This is a genomic window from Amycolatopsis acidicola, from assembly GCF_007713735.2.
In the GTDB taxonomy this organism is placed as follows: Bacteria; Actinomycetota; Actinomycetes; order Mycobacteriales; family Pseudonocardiaceae; genus Amycolatopsis_E; species Amycolatopsis_E acidicola.
On record NZ_VMNW02000123.1, the window covers coordinates 1 to 19918 of the forward strand.

The following is a 19918-nucleotide window of genomic DNA, read 5'->3' on the forward strand; positions in this document are numbered from 1 at the left end:
GCCCCGATCCCCAGCCCGTCCTTGCGATCTTGGCGCTGGGTCAAGGCATCTTTCCCGCCTTGACGCGGCGGCAAGATCGCGAACACTCAAAGATCGGGGCGGTGGTGGGGTGTCACACAGCGCGCGCTACGCGCGTCCGTTGCTGTCTCAACGCGAGAAACCCCTCAAGCAGCAAACCGCGCCACGAAAGTCTCCCCCGCAGCCCCACCAACCTCCACCGAAATCACCACATCCGGACGAGTAGCCACCACCGTCACCCCGGGATCCGCAGACACGACCGACCTCGCCGCCCCGTCCACGGTGACCGTCACCGGTCCGGTTTGGAGCTTCGTCGGGTCACTCACCGCGACGCTCAACGTCCCCGCGGAGCGGCTCGTGACCACCGAGGCCGGGGCGTCGGTGGTGATGCCTGAGGCCTTGGGCGCGCCCGCCTGCCACACGTTGGCCATCGCGGTCGCGCCCTGGGTCACCGCCTGCACCTGCGCCGAGTTGGCCGTCACGGTCACGTCGTTGTCCGCGGCGAACGACGCCGTCCGGCCGGCCGTGGCCGCGGGCAGCTGGATGTACTGATAACTGCCGTCGCTCGGGCTCACCCCGTGGTCGACCCACATCGTGATGAACCGCCGCGTGTAGGCCGTCGTGTCGTCGTACACGCCACGGTGGTCCATGTCGGTCCACTTCCCGGTGCGGTCCTCGCGCAGCAGGTTCACGTGCCCGCCCGCCGGAAACACATAGCCGCCGATTCCGTCGACATAGATCCATTTCGGCTGTACCACGAGGGGCGTGCTGCTCGGCGTCGGCAGCACGACCGCGCCGTCGACGTGCACGTTCGTACGCCCGTCCGGCCCGGTGTTGCGGTTCTCGATCACCGATTCGACGGTATGCCCGTCCGTGCTGGTGATCCCCGCGCCGAGGCACACGATCACGTCACCGAGGCAGAACCAGGATTTGCGGCCCTTGAGCGTCTGCACCGCGAACGAAAGGCCCATGCCCGCGGCGACGTTTCCGTCCAGGACCGCCCCGCCGGCCCAGGTGTTGGTCGACCCGCGGTTCGTGCCCAGCGCCAGCGTTTTCGTGTCCAGCGTGACGCCGGGCAGCCGGTACTTGTTCGCCGTGGGCCAGTATTCGTTGGTCCAGTGCCCCGGCTGGGTGGGCAGATACAGATAAGTGGCGCCTTCGCCGGTGTACCAGCCTTGCAGGTTCTCCTTGTTCGCGCTCTCGTACGGCTTGATCTTCGTGCTGTCCATCGCGATCCCGAGCGCGAAACCCGGCCTGCGGTGGACGATCCGGGCCATCGAGGTCGCGACCACGGACGTGGTGTCCTCCGGGGCGGCCGGGATCTTCGCGTCCGCGAGCACCGCGCGGCCGAGCGCGATGGAGTCGATCCGCACCTGCTCGATCGGCACCGGGTCGTAGGTGAAGAAATCCTGGTAGTCGTCGGCCTTGATCCAGCCCTTGACCTGCGACCGCAGGGTGAGCGCCTGCTCGGCGGGCAGCACGCGGGCCAGCTGCAGCAGCGTGGCGCCGGTCAGCCTGCCGATGCGGTGGTCGTTCTCGTAGAACCGGGACAGCGCCCGCCCGCGCACCATGTCGAGGAACGCGCCCCGGTAGATCCACGGCCGGAAATTGGCCTGCGTCCAGTCGAACACACGCCGCACCTGATCGGCCGGGGCGCTCCACGGCGTGGACTGCACGGCGACCAGCAGATAGCTCAGGTACTGCAGCAGGGACACGGCGTAGGAACCGTTGTAGGGGAAGTAAGTGTGCTGGATGAACCCGCCGTCCGGGTAGAACCCGTCGCCGCTCGTGCTGTAGGCGTAGAGCTTCTTCAGCGCTGTCATGGCGGCGTCGATCGTGTCGGCGTTTTCGGTCAGCGCGCCGCGCAGGACGCCGATCGAGGCGCTCCAGGTGAGGTTGGCGCCCGTCGCCGGGGCTCCGGCGACCTGGCTGGGGTCGGGCGCGTACCGGTTGATCGCCGCGTTGGCCGTCGCGATCTGGCTCGCCGAGAGCTGGTCGAACAGGACCACGCAGAAGTCGTTGAGGGCGATGGGAATGCCGATCTGGAAGTCCCACCAGTTGTCGTACTGCGCGCCGACGCCATACTTGTTCGCCAGGAACCAGTCCAGCGCCGAGCGCAGGTCGGCGAGCAGGGAAGCGTTGCCGGACAAGGAAGAACCCGGTGACGCGTAGGCCAGCGCGAGCCGGCGCAGGCGGCCCATGACGCTGGTCTGCACGGCCGAGGTCGTGCTGCTGTCCAGGTCCGCCCACAGGTAGGTGCGCGAGGCCGAGGTGTTCAGCTTCGTCCAGAGGTCGTCGGCCGTGCCGGCCAGCCCGCGCACATAGGTGGTGACGACCTTGTCGGACGTGTCGTAGCTGCCGATCAGCGTGCCACGCCATTGCGCGCGCACGGTCGCGAAGTCCGTGCTCGTCGCGGCGACCGCCCGGGGCGCGACGACGGCCGAGCCGAGGAACACGGCAGCGGCCGTGCCGAACAGCATGGAGCGGCGGGAAACGTGGTTGGTCACGGTCTAGCCCTTCGGTTGGCGGGTCAGCCAGCGGACGGTCGCGTCCACTACTTCGTTGCCGTACTTCGCGAACCCGTGACCGTCCCCGGCCACGGGATGCCAGTCGGTGCGCGGACGCCTCGCGGCGTCGCGGGCGACGTCGAAGGAGATGTGCTCGTCGGCGTCACCGTGGATGAGCAGCGCAGGCTGCCCGGCCGCGCGGAACGCGGCCGGCGGATCCAGCTCCGCGAACTCCTCGAACAGCCGGGCACCCAGCTCGAACCGGCCTTCGATGTCGAGAAACCCGTTGTCCCGCAACGACTCCTTGTTCTCGTACAGGGCACGGGCGCGCGGCAGCGACGGCCGCAGGAACGTGCCGCGCAGGTCGAGCACCGGCTGCCACAGCACCACCGACGAGACCGGCAGCTCCGCCAGGGACAGCGTGGTGCTCACCGCGCCGAAACTGGACGCGACGATCGACACCGGGCCACCCGCCGCCCCGACCGCCGCGGCCAGGTCCAGCCGCTCCCCCGCGATCGTCATCTCCCCGGGCGTGCCGTCGCTGCGGCCGTGACCACGAAAGCTGAAGCGCAGCACGGAGAAACCGGCCTCGTCGAGACGATCCGCGAGGCGCACGAACAGCCCGTGCTCGTCCAGGTCCGCCGTGATGCCGTGCGCGAGCACCACGGGCGGGCCACTGCCCTGGCGGAGCGATTCGAGCCGCAGTCCGTCGGCCGTGGTGATCACAGGTACAGCACCGCGGTCAGGATCATCCCGCCGAGCGCGACCACCCACGTGTAAGGCAGGGTCGAGGCCATCGCCTTCTCCGCCCGCACGCCCGCGTACTGGGCCGCCCACACCGTCTGCGTGCTCGTCGGGTCGGACACGCCGAACACCTGGTTGTACGAGGCCATCATGCCGATCACGCCGGACATCGGGTAGATCCCGCCGGTCACCAGCACGCCCGCGACCCCGGCGCCGAGCCCGAACACGTTGAGCGGCCCGCGGAACAGGCACAGCGGCACGAGGATCACGAACACGACGACGAACCAGAACGGCGCCGCGGGACTGATCGCGGACACGATGGGCGTCAGCGCGTTCTTCGCGCCAGGCAGTTTGACCGCGGCGAGCAGGATGCCGATCGCGGCGAACAAGGCGATCGGCGGCGCAGCCACCTCGAAAGCCCGGTACAGCGACCGCAGTGCCCTCCCGTTGATTTCGCCCCACCGGGCCGTCGTCGCCAGCGCGTAGACCACGCCCGCCAGCAGCGAAGGCACGATCGGGACCGCGAAACCGAGCGCCAGCACGATCGGCACGAGCGGGGTGAGCAGCGCGTACCACGGCGCGTCCCCGCGGCGGACCCGCGCCTTCGGCCGGCCGAGCTTGACCGCCCAGGCGTGCCGCGCGCCCTTGCGCCGCGTTTCGACGAGCACATAAGCGATGCCGAGCACCAGCGCCATCGGGAACAGCTTGATCATCACCGATTTCACGTCGGCGACCGGGGCGCCGAGCGCGTCCGCGAGGAACTGCCACACCGGCAGCTCCAGCGGGGAGCCCGCGCCGACGCCCATCAGCACCGTGCCGCCCGCGACCACCGGCGACACCCCGACCGCGATCATCGCCGGGATGCCGACCACCCCGGCGAGCATCGCGGCGGGGGCGGAACCGGTGATGCTGCCGCACAGGATCGACACCGCGAACACGCCCAGCGCCACCACGGACGGCCGTTCGCCGCCGAACTCGACGATCTTGCGCACCAGCGTCGAGGCGATGCCCGTTTCGTCCATCAGCGTGCCCAGCCAGGATCCGAGCAGTACGGCGATCATCGTGGACGCCAGCGAAGCCGCGCCGGTTTGCAGCACGGAGGTGAGGATGCTGTTCTTGTCACCGAACCACGGCGCGCCGGCCAGGATCGAAATGCCCAGCGCCAGCAGCACGAGCGCGAACGCGGTGGGCAGCACCCGGGTGAGCATGAGGACCACGCCCACGGCCATCAGGACGAGAATCGCGATTCCCATGATCAGTCTCCCTGGGACAAGGCGGTGGACAGCAAGAGCGGGCTCACGCCGATCCCGCTGCGGCGGTGGGCGAAGCGGTGGGCGGCGATCTCGTCGGCGCCCGCGACGTGCCCGCGCACCCGGAACCGGTCGAGCCGCGCGGCGGTGTGGCCGAGACGGCGGTTCAGCTCGCGCACGTCGATGCGGTGGTGGGCCAGTTCGTGCGCGACGGCCGCCTTGCGCAACGCGTCCGCGGACACGGGCCAGCCCCGCCGGGTGGCCATTTTCGTCATCCGTGCCACCGAATCCCGGTAGACCGTGACCGTGCCCTTGCGGTATTCGGCGAGCAGCAGCTCGCCATCGGTCACGCCGCCATCGCGCTCGACGACGGGCACGTCCTCGTCTTCGGCCGCTTCGGCGAGTTCGTCACCGAAGGCCAGCGCGATCTCGGCCCACCGGCGCAGCTGCGCCTCGTCGCGGCGTTCGTGGGTGGGCGTGGCGCGCAGCAGGCGCACGGCCAGGTCGACGTCGTTCACCGGCGGTCCTCCAGTATCGCGACGACCGGTTCCTCCGGCGCCCTGGTCTTGAGCTCGGCGCCCAGCAGCGCGACGAGCTGGTCGCGGTCGAGCACGCCGGACAGGTCGGCGATCTTGGGCCCGGCGAGCAACCAGACAGCGGGCGCACGGGAACCGCCGTCGCCGTAGCGGGTGTGCGCGTCGATCAGCGAGCCCAGTTTCGTTTGCGCGGCACCGGCTTCGGTGCTCGCCACGACGGCGTCGGAGGCGTGCAGCCGGACGACTCCCTCACCGTCGACGACGCGCACGTGCTGCGCGGGCGGGGCGAACCGGCCGAACACGCCCCGGCGCCGGGCCTTGGCGCCGAAGACGGTGTGCTGGGGCGTCGAGGCCAGCTCGCGCACCTCGGCGACCGGTACCCCGATCCCGCGCGCCACTTCGGCGACCACGGCCTTCTCGTCCACAGTGGACGATCGGTCCTTGGTACGCAGCTCGGTCGAGCCGGTGGCCACGGCGCGGATCAGGTTGCGCTGCGGGTCCACGGTGACCTCCACCTCGACCCCGGCCGGGTCGGCGCCCTGCTCGATCACCGCGCTCTCGGCGGCCCCGCGCGCCGCGAGGATGTCGGCGTTGGACGGGTTGGGCACGATGCGTTCGACCGACTCGCGCACCAGGGCCAGCGCCGCGCCGAGCGGGCTGATCACCTCGCTGTGCCGGGCGATCCGCCAGTCCTCGCCGGTTTCCGCGCCGAGGAACGGCGTCACCGCCGCGGCCCCGCCGCCACCGCCGACCAGCGTCACGTGCTCCAGGCGGTAATCGCGGGTCAGTTCGTCGAGCACCGCCCGGATGGGCTTGATCGCTTGCCGCAGAACGGTTCGCGCGGCCTGCTCGACGGTGCCGCCGAGCGCCTCGGCCAGCGGCTGCAACGCGAGCCGGGCCGACTCCGGGTCACTGCGGGCGTAAGCATCGGCAGGCACGACCCCGAGCGCGTTGGCCGCGCAGGTGAGGGTGAGCGCGTACCGTGTGCCGTTGGCGGCGTCGAGTGCGACGTAGTCGGCCGGATCCCCTGGCCGCGGCGACATCGTGACCAGCTTTGCTCCACTAAGGACGGACGCGGGCGCGAAACAGGCATAGGGCAGGCCCGCGATGTGCGCGCTGCGCGGCCCGACGTCGGTCACGGTGTGCCCGGCCAGCCGCACCAGCGACCCGCCGCCGATCGCGACCGTGCGGACGTCCAGGGAAGGCAGGTACGTCTCGCGGCCGCCGAGCCGGGCATGCCGCACGGGCACCCGGCCGCGCCGGATCGCGCTGATGTCGGTCGACGTCCCGCCGGTTTCGAGGAAGAACCCTTCGCTGAGCTTCTCCGCCATCAACGCCCCGGCGACGCCCGCCGCCGGACCGGAAAGCGCTGTCAGCAACGGCCGCCGGCGCATCTCGGGCAGCGAGGTGACGCCGCCGTCGCCGCGCATCACCATGAGCGGCGTGGTGATGCCCGCGCGCTGCACGCTGGCCTCGACCAGGTCGGCGGTGGACACCATGCGCGGCATGATCCCGGCGTTGAGCACGGCGGTGCGGGCGCGTTTGGTCAGGCCGTAGAGGCTGGTGATCTCGTCCGTCGCGGTGGCGAGCAGGCCCTGGTCGCGGGCGGCGGTGACGACGAGGCGTTCGCCATCGGGATCGTCCACACTGAACGGTTCCACCGCGACCAGTACCTCGGCACCCTGCTCCCGCAGCCGCGCGATCGTCTCCTTGACCGCGACCGGGTCGCTGGGATCGCGCACCGCGGCGTACCGGATCGGCAGGCGGCGGCCCGGCGCCAGCTCGAGCTTCTCCAGCGCGGAAAGCCGGCGAGTGGCGAACGCGTCGAACCCGGTGCCGATGCCCGCGATGCCGACCGTCGCGACGTCGCCTTCCAGCAGCGCGTTCGTGGCCTGCGTGGTGCCGTGCGCCAGGAAGGAGACGTCACCGGCGCTGATTCCCACATCGGATTGCAGCTTTTCCAGCGCCTCCAGGATGCCGTGCGCGACACCGTCGGGATGATCGTGACTCGTGGGAACCTTGGCCTGGCCGAGCAGCTCGAACGACCGCGCGTCCACGGCGACCGCGTCGGTGAACGTCCCGCCCACATCGATCCCGATGCGCACTCCGCTGGGATGTTGCCTCATTGCCCACACCTCCAGTTGGTGGGTCTACAGATGTTTCAAGGTGGTTTGCGTGGCGGTGCGGGTAGGGGAACCTGAGGCGCCCCCTGACTCCGGGATCGCCTCATCATGAATGCCAATTCACCACTTCGGCGCTGTCCTCGCCAGCGGCCACCTCAGAACCCCCGGCGGTGCAAGGTGACGGCCCACCGCAAACGGCTCCGCCGCTTACCAAAACAGCTAATAGCCGCGCACCTCGGGCCAGCGGCGTTCGACGCCCGCCTGGTCGAGGACGCGGGCGAACTCGTCGAAAAGCTTGTCGTCGTCTCGGATCTGGTGGGGTTCGCTGCCGCGGCGCAGGGCGAAACCCGCGAGGTGACCGGCGACCTCGCCGATGTTCCACTCCACCGGATGCAGCCGGTAACAGCCGTTGGTGATGTGCGTCGTGCCGAGGTTCTTGTTGGCGGGCACCAGGTTCCGCATCCGTTGCGGCAGCAGCGCGCCGAGCGGGATCTCGAACGGCACACTCGCCACGTCCACGTAGTTGTCGCCACCAGTGGACGGATGGAGGTCGATACGGTAGCTCCCCACCCCGACCGAGTCCACATAGGACTTACGGCCGGTCGGGCCGAGGATGTCGAGCGACACGTCCTGCTCCGTCACCGTCGTGACCGCCCGGATCCGCCGCGATTCCCTTACGTACGCGGATTTCGCCAGCCCATCGGCGCTGCCCACGATGTCGGGCCGCAGCTTCAGCCCCGGGAAACCGGTACCACCGTCGACGCGGGGCGCCTCGGTTTGCAGCCAGTACAACACCGACAGGGACAACTGCTTCGCCTCGTGGTGCGCCCGCGCGACGTCTTCGGGCCCGGCGACGCCGTCGATCTCCAGGGCCGGGCGCAGCCAGTAGTCGTTGAGCGGCCAGTTGACCAGCGTGATGTCGGAGTCGAACGCACCCGGCTCGTGCAGCCCGCGCGCCAGGATGCGGCGGAAACCCCACAACTCCTTGTCCCCCGCGTCGGCGCTCTGGTCGGCGTTGATCGCGAGCGGATCGGCGTCGGGATTGGGCACGAACGTCCGGCCGACCGCCTCCAGGGTGCGCGGGTCGGGGGCGAGGAAACCCAGCAGCGGACCGGGCCAGAACTCGGGCGTGTAGGAGCGCCAGAAGTCGTACATCGCGGGCCGGTCGATCACGTAGTTCTGCCCGGCGTGGTGTGACACGGCGAAGCAGTAGGTGATGCCCTGCAAGTTCCCCGGATCGGCTTTCTCGGGCGCGTGCGGCTCGCCGTACTCGCCGCGGGATTCCGCGCCGACCACGAATTCGGTGCCCGTCAAGGGAAGCAGGTCGCCGTTCTCGGTGGCGTCGAGGACGTATTCGGCGCGGACCGTGACGCGTTCGCCGCCGTGTTCCAGCACGACCGCCTCCACCCGATCGCCGGTGACCTCGGCGGCGACCGGCCGGTGCTCGGTCAGCACCGTGATCCGCCCGGCCGCCCGATGCGGCGCGAGCATCGCGTCCAGCACCGCGAGCGCGACGCGCGGTTCGTGGCACAGCTTGCTCACCCGCCCGGCGCCCGGGTTCAGCCCCGACAGCCGGATGGCCTCGGCGCGCAGCGGGTAGTTGCGGCGGTAGTAGTCGCGGATGCCCTCGCGCAGCTGCCGGTACGTCGCGGTTCCGCCGAACCGCTCGATCCACGGGTGCTCGTCCGGGGGAACCGCCTGGGCCGTGAGCTGACCGCCGAGCCAATCGGTCTCCTCGGTCAGCACGACCTGATGCCCCGCCCGCGCGGCGGCCAGCGCGGCGGCCACGCCGCCGAGTCCGCCGCCGACGACGAGGATTTCGGTGCCGAGTTCAGGCATGCTCCGTCCTTCTGTGCTGTTCGTTTGCTACGAACGGTTCCGGGGTGGGCCGACGGTCTCGCCGGCCACCGGTGGGCACGCCAGCAGCTGTTGCGGCGTGGTTTCCTTGTCTGTCACGAGATCCACGAGCAACCGCACCGCGCGCCTGCCCATCTCCCGCATCGGCACAGCGAAGCCGCTCGCTTCCGGCGGACCGCCGAGCACGGCCAGGGAGAGATCGTCCGGTGTGGACAGTCCGGCTTCGGCGATAGCGGTGGACACGGCCGCATGCGCGGCGCCGGTGTCGGTGCCTTCCACGACGACAGCCGTCACCCCGTCGCGCACCCACCCCCGCACGATGTCCGGGTCCAGCCGCGGTCCGTCGATGCGGACGATCGTGGTCGCGGGCGCCGCGTCGAGCACGCCGCGTTGCCGGTCACGTGACGAGGGCGCCTCGTCGGACTCCCGGACGTAGCGGATCTCGCGGTGCCCCAGTTCCAGCAGCCTGGTCAGCACCCCGGCCGAGGCCGTCACGTAATCCGCGCCCACGTAAGGGATCCGGCCGCCCAGCTCCGGCCTCCGTCCGATGTAGACGAACGGGAACCCGGCTTCGACCAGCCCGGCGACCGGCTCCTCGGGCACGTGCCTGCCGAAGAACAGGCACCCGTCGGCGACGCGGGTCCGGCGGATCGCGGCCTCCTCCGAGGCACCGGGGCCGCTGGTGCCGGTGAACAGGATCAGGTCCTGGCCCAGCGCCGCGGCCTCCTCCTCGACCCCGACCAGGATCGGGTAGTACGAGTCGGCGATGTCGGTCGGGAACGTGGTGCGGAAGGTGTAAAGGCCGAGCATGTGCGACCGCGCCGACGCCAGCCGCGTCGCCACGGGGTGCGGCACGTAGCCGAGTTGCTCGGCCACCCGCAGCACGCGGGCGCGGGTCTCCTCGGACATCCGCACCGAGCTGGATCCGCCCAGTACCACCGAAACCGTCGCCTGCGAGACCCCGGCGATGCGGGCGATGTCGGCCTGCCGCACCATCCCCGAACGTCGCGTCATCGCCCACCTCCCTCGTCGCTAATGCGGATTAGGCGAGGATCTGCGACGAGTGCGGGTGCGTCAATGCCGTTCGGGGATTCCTGTCCGTTTTCGGACAACAGCAGTACTAATACGTATTAGCACCTTGACGGCCCGCCGGGCGCGGGGTGAAGGTCGAGCAGCGGCCGTGTGCCAGGGCGGGACCTGTCAACCGACGGGCTTCGTGCTCTGGCGGACCACCAGCTCCGGCACCAGCGCGATATGAGCACTCGCCTGCTTTTCGCCCGCGTCCGCCTTTCCCGCTGCCGCCAGCAACCGCACCGCCTCCGCGGCGATCCGCTCGCGCGGCTGGTCCACCGTGGTCAGCGCGGGATCGCTCAGCCGCGCGAACTCGATGTTGTCGAATCCGGTCACCTGCAGCTGCCCGGGCACCGAAACGCCTCGCGCCCGGCAGCCGCGGGTGACGCCGAGCGCGATCAGGTCGTCGGCGCACACCACGGCGTCCGGCGGCTCTCCCGCGTCGATCAACTTGCCCGCGGCCGCTTCGCCCCACTCGACGCTGTAATCCCCCAGCAGCACCGAATCCGGCCCGACCTTCAGATCCAGTTCCGCGCTGCGCCGCCGGAATCCGGCGAGCCGTTGCTCGGTCGACGAGTTCGTCAGCAGCGACCCCACGAACGCCACCGAACGCGCGCCCGCGGCGTGCAGATGATCGAGCACCAGCCGCATGGCGGCGAGGTCGTCCACCCCGACCCAGTCGGTACTCGTGCCGCCGACGAACCGGTCCAGCTGCACCAGCGGCAGGCGCCGCGCGGTCTCGAGGACGGCCGACGCGCTCTCGGTTCCGTGCGTGGGGCTGACGATGATGCCGTCCACGTTGCGGGAAACCAGTGACGCCAGGCGTTTCGCCTCGACCACCGGGTCGGACTGGGCGTCACAAAGGAAAAGCTCCTTGCCGTCCCGCCCCAGCGCGTGTTCGACACTCTCGACCAGGGACGTGAAGAACGGGTTCGAGATACTCGGCACGACCATGCCGACCGTGTCCGTGCGGCTGTTGCGCAGCGCCCGCGCGATCGGGTTGACCGCGTAGCCCAGCTCGGCCGCCGCCTTGCGGACCCGGCGCGTCACCTCGGCCGAGACCGGGCGCCCTCCGGACAGCGCCCGCGAGACGGTCGCCGTGGACACGCCGGCGCGTTCTGCCACCTCAGCGATGGTCACCCGATGCAATCGTTTACCTCCCCGTGACAGCTGGCAACCCGAACTTAATCGGGTAAGCCCCAGTTCGGTGAGCATACTCCTTGACTCCGCCGGGGAAGGTATCTAGCTTTCTCGGAAACCGAGTGCAATCGATTACATCAGGAGCCGAAGTGTCCGCAGGTGTGTTCCCGACCAAGCCGAACGCCGTCGCCGAGCTGTTCGGCACGGACAAGGTGGTCATCGGGGTGGTGCACCTGCCGCCGCTGCCGGGCAGCCCGCACTACCGCGGCACGCCGCTCGACGAGATCTCCCGGTTCGCCGTCGAGGAGGCCGCGGGCTACCTCGGCGGCGGCTGCCACGGGGTGATCGTCGAGAACCACTGGGACATCCCGTTTCTCAAGCCCGGCGAGCACGGTTACGAGACCGCGGCGGCGATGGCCGTGGTCACCGAGCGGGTGCGCGCGGACTCCCGCGCGCCACTCGGGGTGAGCGTGCTGTCCAACGCCGCCGAGTGCTCGATCGCGTCCGCTTGGGCGGGCGGCGCCGGGTTCGTGCGCGTGAACCAGTGGGCCAACGCCTACGTCGCCAACGAAGGAATCATCGAAGGCCAGGCGGCGCACGCCGCGCGCTACCGCAGCCGCATCGGCGCCAACCCGGTGAAGGTGTTCGCCGACGTGCACGTCAAGCACGGCGCGCACGCGATCGTCGCCGACCGCACGCTGGCCGAGCAGACCGAGGACGCCGAGTTCTTCGACGCCGACGTGCTCATCGCGACCGGCTCCCGCACCGGCGACGCCGCCGCGCTCGACGAGGTCGCCGGGATCAAGGACAACACGACGTTGCCGGTGGTGATCGGTTCCGGCATCACCGCGGGCAACATCGGGGAGCTGCTGCCGGCCTGCGACGGCGTGATCGTGGCGTCCTCGGTGAAGGACAACAACCGCTGGTGGGGCCGGGTGGACCAGGCCAAGGTGCGCCAGCTGACCAAGGCCGCCGAGGCGGCCGGGGCGGAACTGCCGTGATCGCGTTCTGCGGCTACGCCAACAGCGACCTCACCGTCAGCGTCCCGGTGCTGCCCGGCGCCGCGGACCGGGTGCAGGCCACCGCGGTGGACCGGCGCGACGGCGGGATGGGCGCCAACGCCGCCGTCGCCGCGGCCCGGATGGAAGCCGAAACCCGGTTCGCCGGCGTGGTCGGCGAAGATCCGGCGAGCGACGCCTTCCTGGCCGTGCTGAACGCCGAGGGCATCGACACGTCCTGGACCGCCCGCACCGGGATGCTCACCACCGCGGTCGTGCTGCTCACCCCGGACGGGGAGCGCTCGATCATCAGCCAGGACGACGCCGTCACCGCCGCCCACATCGGCCGCGTCGCGGACGCGACGGCCGCCGCGGACGGGCTGCTCTACCTCGACGGCTACCGGTTCCCGGCGGCCGCCGAGGCGCTCGCCCGCACCGGAGTAACGTCCATTGTGGACCTGGACGGCTGCGAAGACCCTTACGCCGCAAGGGAAGCGTTGACGCTCGCCCGGCACGTGATCGTCGGCCGGGACCAGGCGGCGCGGCTTTTCGGCGGCACCGACCTGGCCGCGCTCGCCGTCGAATGCCGCGTCCACCTCACCGTCACCGCCGGGGCGCTCGGCTGGTGGCTGCACTCCCCCGGCGGCGAAACGCACCACGAACCCGCGCTCGAAGTCACCGTGGTCGACGCGACCGGCGCCGGAGACTGCTTCACCGGCACGTACTGCGCCGAACTCGACCGTGGCGCCGACCCGCTCGCCGCCGCCCGCTTCGCCGGCGTCGCCGCGGGCCTGTCCTGCACCCGGCCCGGTGCCAGGGCCGGTTCGCCCCGCCGCTCCGAGGTACTCCCCCTGCTCCGCCGTTTTCCGACTTCCGAAGAGGAGAAGACATGCGCCGGACAGCAATCGCCCTGATCGCGGGCGTGCTCGCGATCGGCCTCACCGCTTGCGACTCCGCCGTACGCGCGCAGCAAGCCGCCGAAAGGCAAGCGGCGCAACAGGGTCCGCCACCACCGACGACGGTCGCGCAGTCCTGCACGGTCAACGGCGGCAAGCCGAAGGTCGGGATCGTGCCGATCAACCTGCAGGCCCTGTTCTTCAACCAGGTCGACACCGGCGCCCAGCGCGTCGCGGACCTGGCCGGGGCGCAGACCCAGATCGTCAACGGCAACGACGACTCCACCACCCAGTCCAACGCGATCGACGACCTCGTGGCCAACGGCTACCAGGCGATCATCGTGGACGCGGTGGACACCGAGGGCATCAAGCCCGCGATCCGGCGCGCGGCCGCGGCCGGGGTGAAGGTCGTGGCGGTCGACGCGGTCGTGGACGACCCGGCGGTGTCCACCCAGGTCGGCGTCGCCAACGCGGACGGCGGCAAGCAGATCGCCGACAAGCTCGTGCAGATCTCCGGCGGCAAGGGCGAAGTCGGCATCGTCGGCGCGCTCAACAGCACCATCCAGAACGAGCGGCAGAAGGGGTTCACCGACGAGGTGACGGCCAAGGGGATGAAGGTGGGCACCGTCGTCGACGGCCGCAACATCCAGGAGAACGCGCAGACCTCGGCCGAGAACCTGCTGACCGGCAACCCCGAGCTCGGCTACGTCTACGCCACCGGCGAACCGGCGCTGATCGGGCTCGCCGCCGCGGTGACCAGCCAGCAGCGCACCGGGAACGTCAAGGTCGTCGGCTGGGACCTCTCGGAACAGGCCGTCGGCGGGCTGCGCGCGGGCTGGATCGCCGGTGTCGTGCAGCAGAACAGCTTCGAGTTCGGCTATCAGTCGATGAACGCGGCGATCGACCTCGCCTGCGGCAGGCAGGCGCCCAAGGACGTGCCGGTGCCGATCCAGATCGTCACCCCCGAGAACGTGACGGACTACCAGTACTACCTGGAGAAGTGATGAGTGACGAGGAACTGGTGTCGCTGCGCGGCATCACCAAGTCCTTCGGCGCGGTGCGCTCCCTCGACGGGGTCGACCTGACCCTGCGCCGGGGCGAGGTGCTGGGCCTGGTCGGCGACAACGGCGCTGGCAAGTCGACGCTGATGAAGGTGCTCTCCGGGGCGCTGCGGCACGACTCCGGCGAAATCCGGATCAACGGCAGGCCGGTGAGCTTCACCAGCCCGGCCGACGCGCGGCGCGAGCGCATCGGGATCGTGTACCAGGACCTCGCGCTGTGCGACACGCTCGACGTCGCCAGCAACCTTTTCCTCGGCCGTGAGCCGAAACGGGGCCCGTTCGTCGACCGCGGGAAGATGCACCGCGCGGCGGCCGAGACACTGTCCACTTTGCACGTTCGCGTGAAGTCCACCTACCAGGAGATCGGCCAGCTCTCCGGCGGCCAGCGCCAGGCGGTCGCCATCGCGCGGGCGGTGTCGTTCGACCCGGCGGTGCTGATCCTGGACGAGCCGACCGCCGCGCTGGCCGTGGCCGAGGTGCGGCAGGTGCTGCGGATGATCGCCGAGGTCGCCGCGCGCGGGGTCGGGGTCATCCTGATCACGCACCGGCTGCAGGACCTGTTCGAGGTGTGCGACCGGATCACCGTGATGTACGAGGGCCGCAGCGTCGAGGACGAGGCCGTGGCCGACCTGGACATCGAAACGCTCGTGGCCATGATCACGCGGGCGAACTCCGAGGAGGCGGCATGAGGACTGCTTGCAGGTCCGAATCATCGAGCGCCATGCTCGCCGACGCTGGAACACTGCCGCGGCTTGCCGCGTCCGAAAAGGAGGCGGCATGACCGCGACCCTTTCCGCGCCCACGGTGCGCGCCGAAACCCCTTCCTGGTGGCAGCGCTCGAACAAGGCGACCGTGGCGATGCTCGGCGTGACCGTGCTGCTGTTCATCGTGTTCGGCATCGCCGCGCCGAACTTCCTCAGCTTCGACAACCTGTCGAACCTGGCCACCCAGGTGGCGATCACGCTGATCGTCGCGGTCGCGATGACGTTCGTGATCACCACCGGGCAGATCGACCTGTCGGTCGGCTCCACGCTGGCGTTCGTCGCGGCCTGCACCGCGGAACTGCTGGAGGCGGGGCTGGACTCGTCGATCGTGATCGTGATCGGGCTGGCCGCCGGGCTCGCGTGGGGCCTGCTCAACGGCTGGCTTTCGGCGTACCAGAAGATCCCGCCGTTCATCGTCACGCTCGCCACGATGTCGGTGATCCGCGGCATCGCCCAGCTGTGGACGCAGGGTTTCTCGGTGCCGATCGACTCGCGGCTGTTCGTCGCGCGGATCGGTTCGGCGAAGTTACTCGGCTTCTCCGTGCTGGCGTGGATCGCGCTGGTCACCGTCCTCGTCGGCGGGCTGCTGCTGGCGAAGACCCCGTTCGGCAACTACGTCAACGGGATCGGCTCGCAGGAGGAGTCGGTGCGCCGCGCCGGGGTCCGCACCGCGCGGATCAAGATGATCACGCTCGCGCTGGCGGGGCTCGCCGCGGGAGCGGCGGGCATCCTCACCGCGGCGCGGCTGGGCTCGGGCTCGTCGAACTCGGGACAGGGCTTCGAACTGACGGTGATCGCGGCCGTGGTGCTGGGCGGCACGAACCTGTTCGGCGGGCGCGGCACGATGATCGGCACCGTGATCGGCGCGGTGATCACCGGGGTCATCGCGAACGGGCTGACGCTGCTGGGGGTCAGCCCGTTCCTCACCCCGATCGTCACCGGGCTGGTGCTGATCCTCGCGATCTGGGTCAACCTGCGCGGCCGGTCCTTCGCCGATCTGTTCGCCCATCTGGCCCGCCGATGACGGCCGTGCAGACGGTCACCGGCCCGGTGCCCGCGGCGGAGCTGGGCCTGACGCTGCCCCACGAGCACCTGGCCAACGACATCCGCTCCGCCGTGCGCCCGCCTCGCGATCCGGAGCTGAACTGGTTGCGGGAAGCCAAAACCGCGCCGGACATCGCGTGGCTGCTCCGCGAGGAGCCGTACGCCTGCCTGGACCACTGCGTGCTCGACGACGCCCGCGCGACCGAGGCCGATCTGACAGCGTTCGCCGAGGCCGGCGGGCGCACGGTGATCGACCTGACCCCGCCCGGGATCGGCCGGAACCCGGAGGCGTTGCGCGGTTTCGCGGAGCGGACCGGTGTGCGGATCGTGATGGGCTCGGGCTGGTACCTTGAGCCGTTCCACCCGGCCGGGATTTCCGTTACGGGAGAACAGGAACTGGCCGCCGGACTGGTCGCCGAGTTCAGCGGGCCCGGCATCCGGCCCGGCGTGATCGGCGAGATCGGCGTGTCCCCCGATTTCACGCCCGACGAGCACAAGACGTTGCGCGCCGCGGCCCGCGCGCAGCGGGAGACGGGCGTGCCGCTGTTCGTGCACCTGCCCGGCTGGCAACGGCGGGCGCACGAGGTGCTGGACATCGTGCTCGGCGATTACGGTGTCGCGCCGGAAGCGGTGGTGCTGTGCCATATGGACCCCTCCGGCGAGGACGGCGGCTACCAGCGGGCCGTCGCGGAACGCGGGGTGTGGCTGGAGTTCGACATGATCGGGATGCCGTTCACCTATCCCGGCGAGGGCACGTCTCCCCCGCCCGACCGCACCGCGCTGGCCATCGCCGAACTCGTCCACAATGGACACGAACGGCAGCTCCTGCTGTCGCACGACGTGTTCCTGAAATCGATGCTGACCACCTACGGCGGCAACGGCTTCCGTTACGTACCAACCCTGTTCGCCCAACGCCTCGCCGAACTCGGCGTGTCGGCGGGCGAACTTCTCACCACCAACCCGGCGCGTTTGTTCGCCGCCGCAGCGAAAGGAAACTGAGTGAGCCGCGTGCTGATCGCCGGCGAAAGCTGGATGACCCATTCCGTGCACGTGAAGGGCATGGACTCGTTCACCACCAGCGCTTACGTCGAGGGCGTGGAGCCCTTGCGCCGCGCGCTGACCGGGCGTGGGCACGAGGTCACGCACCTGCCCGCGCACCTCGTCCCGGCACAGTTCCCGGACGACGGGGAAGCGCTTTCCGCGTACGACGTGGTGGTGCTGTCGGACATCGGCGCGAACTCGATCCAGCTCTCCCCCAGCGTGTTCGAGCAGGCGCGGCCGGGCAGTGACAGGCTCGGCGCGTTGCGGGACTGGGTGCACGCCGGCGGTGGGCTGCTCATGGTCGGCGGTTACCTGTCGTTCACGGGTTTCGAGGGGAAAGCGGCCTACCGCAACACTTCCCTGCACGACGTGCTCCCGGTGGAGCTGCTCGCCGAGGACGACCGCGTCGAGTCTCCCGCCGGTCTGCAAGCCGACGTGAAAGAGCCCAGCCACCCGGCGCTGGGCGGCGCTGAGGGCGACTGGCCTTTGCTGCTGGGCTATAACCGGGTGCTGCCGCGCGCGAACAGCTCCGTGCTGGCCACTCTCGACGGTGATCCGCTGGTGGCCGTGTCGGAGTTCGGCGCGGGCCGCAGCGCGGTGTTCACTTCGGACTGTTCGCCGCATTGGGCGCCGGAACCGTTCTGCGAGGAATGGCCGGGGTATGCGCGGATCTTCGGCGGGCTCGTCGAATGGCTCGCGCGGTGAGTCGTGCGGAGATGTTGGTCGCGGGTGGGGAATTGGCCGAGGCGCTGGAAATGCGGTTCATCCGCGAGGTCTCCGACGGCACGATCGCGCCCGTCCCGTACGCGAACTACCTGCTGATCGAGGAGGCCTTCGTGCGGACCGCGACGCGGCTGCACGGGCTCGCGGTCTGGGATGCGCCATCCTGGACCGCGGTGGAGGCGAATGCCCGCGCTGTGCACGCGCTCGTGGGCGAGCAGACGGCGTACTTCCGCGCCGCCCGCGCGGAGTGGCCTGCTGCCGCCGACATGTCGGAAAAGCAGCTCGCGCAGTCGGAGCGGCTCAGCGAATTCGCCCTGGAGGCCGCGCGCGAAGGCGGCTACGCGGCGGTGATGACGACGCTGTTCGCGGCCGAAACCCTTTATCACACCTGGTGTTCCGCGGCGCACGAGAAGGGGAACGTGCCGCCGGGCCCCATCGCCGACTGGGTCGAGCTGCACGCGGCCGAACCGTTCCACGCAGGCGTCCGCGCCCTCGCCGCGGCTGTCGACGCACTGCCGGCGGACATCCCGGACGCCAGGGTGCACGCGTGGTTCACCGGCATGCTCGCCGCGGAAACCGCCTTCCACGACGCCGTTTTCGGCTGAGCGGCTCAGCCGCCGAACAGCCCGAGGTCGATCGAGGCCGCCAGCGCCTGATGGCCGGCGTCGTTGCCGTGCTGGTGGTCGCCGAAGTCGAAACCGGGCAGCATGCGGGAGGGATCTTCGGGGTCGCGCCACACGGCGTCGAAGTCGAGGACCGCGTCGAACGCTCCGCTGCCGCGGATCCAGTCGTTGACCTGAAGGCGGGCCGCTTCGCCGTCCGGGGTGCTGGAACCCGAACCGCCGCAGGGCGTGAGCGTGCCACCGAACACCGTGACCCCGCGCGCGTGCGCCCGTTCGATGATCTGCCGGTATGCCGCGAGGACATCCGCCGTCCCGACCGGCGCGTCGGTCTTCATGATCCCGGCGAACTCCGGGTCCACCTCGCCGGACGCGACGGAAAAGGCGAGGTCGTTCATGCCGCCGAGCAGGACGAGATGCGTCACCCCGGGCAGGGCGAGCACGTCGCGGTCGAGCCGGGCGAGGATCGATGCGCCGAAGCCGTCATTGAGGAGACGGTTTCCGCTGATGCCCTGGTTGGCGACGGCCACGGGACGGTCCGAGGCGCGGGCGAACCGGGCGGCGAGTCGCTCGGGCCAGCCGCCGCCGGCCGCGTTCGTCGCCCCCGCGCCGTCGGTGCCGGAACTGCCGATCGCGACGATGCCCACGGCAGAGCCGGCGACGAGCGTCTCGACACCCGACAACAGCACCCGGCCGTCCAAAGGTTCGGCGCCGGCAGGAAGTCCGGCCGCCGCGGTCTCGTCGCCGGGGATGATCCAGCCGGGCCCGGCGACGAGGTTGTGCCCGGTGATTTCCTTTACGCCGCCGGGCAAATAGACACTGACCACGAGCGTCGCCAAGGCCGGCACGACGAGATCCACCGCGTCGGAAACCGCGGGGGCACCCGCCGGGACGTACGCCGACCGCGCGCCGGCGAACGTGAGCGGGCGATCGCTGCCCGGCGACACCGCTCCGCCGGGGCCCGCGATGCCCACCCGTGCCGCCCCGATCTTCAGCCCGGTTCCGCCGGACTCGTTCGTGAACCGGATCCGGACCCGGCTGCCCCCGCAACTGAGGCGAACTTCCTGGCGCAAGGTCGACCCGGCGACCTCCAGCGATTCCTGGTCAGTGCGTTGGGGCGCGGCGGCCCAGGAGCGGACCCAGTGATCGTCGTCAGTGCTCGTCATGACCAGCCCCCTTTGTGGAACGTTGTTCCAGGCCAGTGTGGAACAACGTTCCAGCAATGTCAAGGCGGCGCTTCGCACGGGCGGCCGGGCAGGCGGGCGGGCAGGCGCCGGGGCGAGAGGCGGCCGGGCAGGCGGGCGACGGATCGGCGCCGGACAGCAAGCGGGCAGGGACCGGACAGACGCCAGGCGGACGAGAGGCGGGCAGGGACCGGACAGACGGCCGGGCAGGCGCCAGACAGGAAGCGGATCGGCGCGGGACAACAGGGCGGGCCCGGCGCCGGGCGAGAAGCGGGCTGGCGCCGGACGGGAAGCGGACCAGCGCCGGGCGAGAGGCCGACAGGGGCCGGACAGCCGCCGGG

Annotated in this window: 17 protein-coding genes; 8 read left to right on the forward strand and 9 right to left on the reverse strand. The window is 70.6% G+C overall.

Features of this window, described 5'->3' with window-relative positions; all coding sequences use genetic code 11:
• Positions 1-164 precede the first annotated feature (164 nt).
• The 8 genes from FPZ12_RS41720 to FPZ12_RS41755 all read right to left on the reverse strand — a co-directional run bounded on the left by FPZ12_RS41720 (position 165) and on the right by FPZ12_RS41755 (position 11246).
• Entirely contained in the window at positions 165-2525 is a 2361-nt protein-coding gene (locus FPZ12_RS41720) for a polysaccharide lyase 8 family protein (RefSeq protein ID WP_150980734.1), read from the reverse strand.
• Positions 2526-2528: 3 nt separating this feature from the next.
• Positions 2529-3251 (reverse strand): alpha/beta fold hydrolase, encoded by a 723-nt coding sequence (locus tag FPZ12_RS41725; RefSeq protein WP_144757963.1) that lies wholly within the window; start codon positions 3249-3251, stop codon positions 2529-2531.
• Positions 3248-4522 carry a TRAP transporter large permease subunit gene (locus FPZ12_RS41730; RefSeq protein WP_144757964.1) on the reverse strand — a complete coding sequence of 425 codons (1275 nt, stop codon included), beginning with the start codon at positions 4520-4522 and terminating at the stop codon, positions 3248-3250. The genes FPZ12_RS41725 and FPZ12_RS41730 overlap by 4 nt, the downstream gene beginning before the upstream one ends.
• Positions 4523-4524: 2 nt before the next feature.
• Positions 4525-5037: a hypothetical protein gene (locus tag FPZ12_RS41735; protein WP_144757965.1), complete on the reverse strand. Its 513-nt coding sequence runs from the start codon at positions 5035-5037 to the stop codon at positions 4525-4527.
• Positions 5034-7181, reverse strand: coding sequence for a hydantoinase/oxoprolinase family protein (locus tag FPZ12_RS41740; protein ID WP_144757966.1), 2148 nt, complete (start codon positions 7179-7181; stop codon positions 5034-5036). The genes FPZ12_RS41735 and FPZ12_RS41740 overlap by 4 nt, the downstream gene beginning before the upstream one ends.
• 216 nt (positions 7182-7397) lie before the next feature.
• Positions 7398-9017, reverse strand: a complete 1620-nt coding sequence (locus tag FPZ12_RS41745) for an FAD-dependent oxidoreductase (RefSeq protein ID WP_144757967.1) — start codon at positions 9015-9017, stop codon at positions 7398-7400.
• Positions 9018-9044: 27 nt separating this feature from the next.
• Positions 9045-10049, reverse strand: coding sequence for a LacI family DNA-binding transcriptional regulator (locus tag FPZ12_RS41750; RefSeq protein ID WP_243770300.1), 1005 nt, complete (start codon positions 10047-10049; stop codon positions 9045-9047).
• Positions 10050-10235: 186 nt separating this feature from the next.
• Positions 10236-11246, reverse strand: coding sequence for a LacI family DNA-binding transcriptional regulator (locus tag FPZ12_RS41755; protein ID WP_208026196.1), 1011 nt, complete (start codon positions 11244-11246; stop codon positions 10236-10238).
• Positions 11247-11395: 149 nt separating this feature from the next.
• Between FPZ12_RS41755 and FPZ12_RS41760 the strand changes: the two genes are divergently transcribed.
• The 8 genes from FPZ12_RS41760 to FPZ12_RS41795 all read left to right on the forward strand — a co-directional run bounded on the left by FPZ12_RS41760 (position 11396) and on the right by FPZ12_RS41795 (position 18378).
• Positions 11396-12247 carry a BtpA/SgcQ family protein gene (locus tag FPZ12_RS41760; protein WP_144757969.1) on the forward strand — a complete coding sequence of 284 codons (852 nt, stop codon included), beginning with the start codon at positions 11396-11398 and terminating at the stop codon, positions 12245-12247.
• Complete coding sequence (locus tag FPZ12_RS41765; protein ID WP_166463085.1) at positions 12244-13158, forward strand: carbohydrate kinase family protein; 915 nt, start codon at positions 12244-12246, stop codon at positions 13156-13158. Before FPZ12_RS41760 ends, FPZ12_RS41765 begins: the two co-directional genes overlap by 4 nt.
• Entirely contained in the window at positions 13134-14144 is a 1011-nt protein-coding gene (locus FPZ12_RS41770) for a substrate-binding domain-containing protein (RefSeq protein WP_144757971.1), read from the forward strand. The genes FPZ12_RS41765 and FPZ12_RS41770 overlap by 25 nt, the downstream gene beginning before the upstream one ends.
• Positions 14144-14890, forward strand: coding sequence for an ATP-binding cassette domain-containing protein (locus tag FPZ12_RS41775; protein WP_144757972.1), 747 nt, complete (start codon positions 14144-14146; stop codon positions 14888-14890). Before FPZ12_RS41770 ends, FPZ12_RS41775 begins: the two co-directional genes overlap by 1 nt.
• 88 nt (positions 14891-14978) lie before the next feature.
• Positions 14979-15989 (forward strand): ABC transporter permease, encoded by a 1011-nt coding sequence (locus FPZ12_RS41780; RefSeq protein WP_144757973.1) that lies wholly within the window; start codon positions 14979-14981, stop codon positions 15987-15989.
• Positions 15986-17008, forward strand: coding sequence for a phosphotriesterase family protein (locus FPZ12_RS41785; RefSeq protein ID WP_144757974.1), 1023 nt, complete (start codon positions 15986-15988; stop codon positions 17006-17008). Before FPZ12_RS41780 ends, FPZ12_RS41785 begins: the two co-directional genes overlap by 4 nt.
• Complete coding sequence (locus FPZ12_RS41790) at positions 17009-17755, forward strand: glutamine amidotransferase (protein ID WP_144757975.1); 747 nt, start codon at positions 17009-17011, stop codon at positions 17753-17755.
• 11 nt (positions 17756-17766) lie between these two features.
• Positions 17767-18378, forward strand: coding sequence for a TenA family protein (locus tag FPZ12_RS41795; protein ID WP_144757976.1), 612 nt, complete (start codon positions 17767-17769; stop codon positions 18376-18378).
• A gap of 5 nt (positions 18379-18383) precedes the next feature.
• Here the strand turns inward: FPZ12_RS41795 and FPZ12_RS41800 are convergent, their stop codons facing one another.
• The gene (locus tag FPZ12_RS41800; protein ID WP_144757977.1) at positions 18384-19559 is read right to left on the reverse strand and encodes an SGNH/GDSL hydrolase family protein; all 1176 of its coding nucleotides are present in this window, start codon (positions 19557-19559) and stop codon (positions 18384-18386) included.
• Positions 19560-19918 lie beyond the last annotated feature (359 nt).